The organism is Streptomyces sp. NPDC005574 (assembly GCF_040605435.1).
GTDB lineage: Bacteria > Actinomycetota > Actinomycetes > Streptomycetales > Streptomycetaceae > Streptomyces.
In genome coordinates this window covers 1-4,010 of the sequence record NZ_JBEXCW010000223.1, presented here as the reverse complement: position 1 = coordinate 4,010, position 4,010 = coordinate 1, and the positions used below count along the sequence as shown (strand labels likewise).

Below are 4,010 nucleotides of genomic sequence, written 5' to 3'. Positions count from 1 at the left end.
ATCGCCGACGTACGCAGACACCTCACGGCCCGGCTACCCGACTACATGGTGCCGTCCGCGATCGTCGTCCTCCAGGAACTGCCGGTGACCAGCAATGGCAAGATCGACAGAAAAGCCCTGCCCGCCCCGGCCGCGGACGTCACCAAAACCTACCGCCCGCCCCGCACCCCCTACGAAACAACCCTGTGCCAGCTCTACTCCACACTGCTGGGCATCACACACATAAGCATCGACGACGACTTCTTCGCCCTGGGCGGCCATTCGCTGCTCGCCACCAAACTCACCGCCCTGATTCACGACGAACTCGGCGTGGCCATGCCGGTCCGAGCCGTCTTCACCTCCCGGACCGTGGCCGCCCTGGCCCACGCCATCGAGGGAGGCACGACGGCTGAAGTGGATTTGACGGCCGAAGCCCGTCTGGATCCGGCAATCACGGTGAACCCCACCATGACGCCGCGCCCCCGCGACGTGCAAGAGGTGCTGCTGACCGGGGCAACAGGCTTCCTCGGAGCCTTCCTCCTCGCGGAGATCCTGCGTGTCCTCCCCGACGCCACCGTCACGTGCGTGGTGCGGCCGATCGGCTCCGACAACGCCCGGACGCGCCTCGAACGCAGCATCACCCGATACGGCCTGTGGGACGAGGATCTCCACAAGCGGATCAACGCCATCGCCGGTGACCTGGAACAGCCGCTCCTCGGCCTCGCCGAAAGCGAGTTCACGGCTCTCGCAAGCCGGGTGGACGTGATCTACCACAACGGTGCACGCGTGCACCACGTGGACCCGTACCAGCGGATGAAGGCAGCCAACGTACTCGCCACCCAGGACATCCTCCGCCTGGCCGCACTGGGCGGCGGAATCCCCGTGCACTACATCTCCACCGGCAGCGTCCTGGTAGGCACCGGGAACAATCCCCCAGACCTCGAAGAAGACCGCTGCGTCTCCCCCGACCTTGTGCCGCCCAACGGGTACATTCAATCCAAGTGGGTGGCGGAGCAGTTGATGAGGGAGGCGAAACGCCGAGGCATCCCCACCACGATCCACCGACCCGCCCGGATCAGCGGCCATACATTCACCGGGGCCGCGAGCACGGAAGACTCCTTCTGGAAGTTCATCAAGGCGTGCGTCGAACTGGGCGCTGCGCCCGATGCCGAGGGACACCTTGAACCCGAGGACCTGGTGCCGGTCGACTACACGGCCGGCGCCATCGTCCAGTTGTCCCGTCTGCGGGTGCCCGAGGGAGACGTGGTCAGCTACAACCTGAGCAATCCGATACCCACCCGAGCCGAGGACGTGCTGCGGCAGGCACGACTGGCCGGTTACCAGTTGGAAGCCCGTACCGGCCCGCAGTGGCTCGCGGCCCTCACTGCAGCCGCCGTCACCGCCCCCGAGGACAGCGCCCTATCAAGCGTCGCCCTCCTGTACGGCGATGCCCCGATCACTATGCCGCCCAATCACACCCCGCCCCGCTTCGCCACCGACAACGTGCAGCGGGATCTGAGCGGCTCCGGCCTCATCTGCCCTGCGATCAGCGAGTCACTGATCCGGCACTATCTCGCGGTCTACGCCGATACCGGATTCCTGCCCCATCCGCCTCCCCTGCGCTTCGATGACGCCAGGGGCTTGGAGCCGACATCGGCTCCTGGAACATCAGAGGAGTTGTGTGATCTGGCACCCCATTAGAAGCCGTTGTCTTTCCGGTCGTGATCGCTGAGTTTCTGCTGATCAGGCATGGTGTCGGTGTCGCCGAGGGAGGGTTCGGACGTTCAGTTCGTTCTCGGCGATACGGAGGTAGCTGGTGGCGTCGGTGATGGGCTTGCTGGAGGAACGGGAGATCGCTGCCCGGGCGGCCGTGGAGGAGCTCCAGGCGGAAGCGGTCCGGGTCCTGGCCGAACTCGGTGCAGCCGAGGCGGTGTTGGAGCGCCGGGTGATCGCACGTGCGGAGCTGGCCGAGGCCCTGGCCGCTGGCGACGGTGCGGCAGATCCGCCCCGCCTGGAGGTGCAGGTTCCTCCACCGCCGGCCCACGTGGACAAGGTGCCGGTTACGGGGGCGACGGTGGTGTGGCACCGGGAGGGGATGACGGTGGAGGCGCTCGCGCCGGAGTACCGGCGGATCGTTGAGCTGCTTCAGTGTGAACCGGGCGCCGGTGAGGGGGTGTCGGCGAAGGATGTGGCGGCCCGGCTGGGGCTGGAACTGGTGCCGGCCAAGATCGAGGGAGTACGGTCGAGGGCGAAACGGCTGGTCGAGCGGGAGTGGCTGAGGGCGTCGCCCTCGGGCCGGTTCATGCCGCGAGCGTCGGCTGCGCCTGCCGCGGAGAACTGAGCGGCCTGCTCACGGCGGTGGTGCGGGCCAGGCGGCGGGCCATGAGCATGCTCGCCGAGAAGTAGATGAACGCCTCGCTGGAAGCGGGCAGCGCCTCGAAGTCCCGCACCAGGCGGCGCGAACGCATCAGCCATCCCAGACTGCGCTCCACCACCCACCGTCTCGGCAGCACCACGAACCCGGTCATGTCGTCACTGCGCTTGACGATCTGCAGGGTGAGCTGGAGTTTTTCCTTCGCCCAGGTCACGAGGCTGCCGGTGTAGCCGCCGTCGGCCCACACCAGAGTGATCTTCCTGAACCGTGTCCGCAGCACGGGCAGCATGGCGCGGGCGGCCTGGCGGTCGGTGACATCCGCGGCTGTCACCCAGACCATCAGCAGCAGGCCGAGGCTGTCCGTGATGACGTGCCGGCGCCTTCCGTTGATCTTCTTCCCGCCGTCATAGCCCCGTGACACGGCGGGCACCAGGCGGCTGCCTTCACCGACTGCGAGTCGATGATTCCCGCACTCGGCTCACGGTCGCGGCCGTGCGCGGTGCGAACTCTCCCGCGAAGCCGGTCGTGCAGTTCCCCGGCCAGACCCTGCTTCCGCCACCTGCGGAAGAAGGCGTAGACGCGGTCCCACGCCGGAAAATCGACGGGCATCGCACGCCACTTGATGCCGTTGTCGGTGACGTAGAAGACCGCATCGAGCATCTGACGATGGCAGTAGCCCTCCGGCTGCCCGCCCCTCCCCTCCATCCACGCCGGCACCGGCAGCGCGTCCCGCACCACCGCCCACTGCGCGTCCGTCATGTCCGAGCCGTAGACCGGGACCCGGTCCGGCCGGTCGGCCGCGTTCCCGAACCGGTGAGCGAGGCAATCGCACGAAGAACGGGCCGAGTTGAAGACAACCGGCGACACGGCGTAGAACTGCGACAACAGGACCTCCGGGGCAGACGAGTTGGCTTCGCAACCCTCGTGCTGCACCGGAGGTCCTGCCTTCATGCACCCACCCGGCCTAAATCACCTGACCAGGAAACCTGTTCGACCAGAACCGCCTCACGGTCGATAGGACAACGGCTTCTAATTCCTGGGGTCAGTCGAAGTCATCTGGTGAGCGGTTGTCGGACCGGGTCGCGGTCGGGGTGCTGACACAGGCGTTTCCTCAGTCGCTTGTGGATGAGGTGTTGGCGGAGACGGGTCGGGTGCAGCAGCGCAACCGGCTGTTGCCGGCCCGGCTGGTGGTCTACTTCGTGTTGGCGATGTGCCTGTTCTCCGGGCATAGCTATGAGGAGGTCGCCCGGCTGCTGACCGCGGGTTTGCAGGGTGCGCGGCGTTGGCGTACATCGTGGGTGGTGCCGAGTACGGCGGCGATCTGGAAGGCCAGGTCCCGGCTGGGGGTGGCTCCGTTGCGGCAGTTGTTCGCGCGGGTGTGCCGTCCGGTTGCCACACCGGACACTCGGGGCGCCTTCTACCGCGACTGGCGGCTGACCGCGATCGACGGCACCACATTCGACCTGCCCGACACGAAGGCGAACGTGGAGGCGTTCAGCCGTCCGCCCCGCTCCGGGCGTGGTGAACAGGACGTCGGCTACCCGCAGTTGCGCATGGTCGGCCTGGTGGAGTGCGGTACCCACGCCGTCTTCGATGCTGCGATGGGAGGCTTGCGCACCGGAGAGCAGGCTCTGGCCCGGGCGGTCCTGGTGTCCCT

Annotated in this window: 5 protein-coding genes; 3 read left to right on the top strand and 2 right to left on the bottom strand. The window is 67.4% G+C overall.

The annotated features are described in order from the left end of the window. A partial coding sequence (locus tag ABZT03_RS43330; protein WP_356049705.1) for a thioester reductase domain-containing protein occupies window positions 1–1,680 on the top strand: 1,680 nt, incomplete at its 5' end. Window positions 1,681–1,795: 115 nt separating this feature from the next. Further along, window positions 1,796–2,320, top strand: a complete 525-nt coding sequence (locus ABZT03_RS43325; protein WP_356049703.1) for a hypothetical protein — start codon at window positions 1,796–1,798, stop codon at window positions 2,318–2,320. Here the strand turns inward: ABZT03_RS43325 and ABZT03_RS43320 are convergent. After that, entirely contained in the window at window positions 2,280–2,774 is a 495-nt protein-coding gene (locus tag ABZT03_RS43320; protein WP_356049701.1) for a transposase, read from the bottom strand. The two genes, ABZT03_RS43325 and ABZT03_RS43320, sit on opposite strands and share 41 nt — an antisense overlap. After that, window positions 2,693–3,286: a transposase gene (locus tag ABZT03_RS43315; RefSeq protein ID WP_356049700.1), complete on the bottom strand. Its 594-nt coding sequence runs from the start codon at window positions 3,284–3,286 to the stop codon at window positions 2,693–2,695. The genes ABZT03_RS43320 and ABZT03_RS43315 overlap by 82 nt, the downstream gene beginning before the upstream one ends. Window positions 3,287–3,420: 134 nt before the next feature. On the opposite strand from ABZT03_RS43315, the gene ABZT03_RS43310 reads away from it, so the two are divergent. Next, a partial coding sequence (locus ABZT03_RS43310) for a transposase domain-containing protein (RefSeq protein ID WP_356049698.1) occupies window positions 3,421–4,010 on the top strand: 590 nt, incomplete at its 3' end.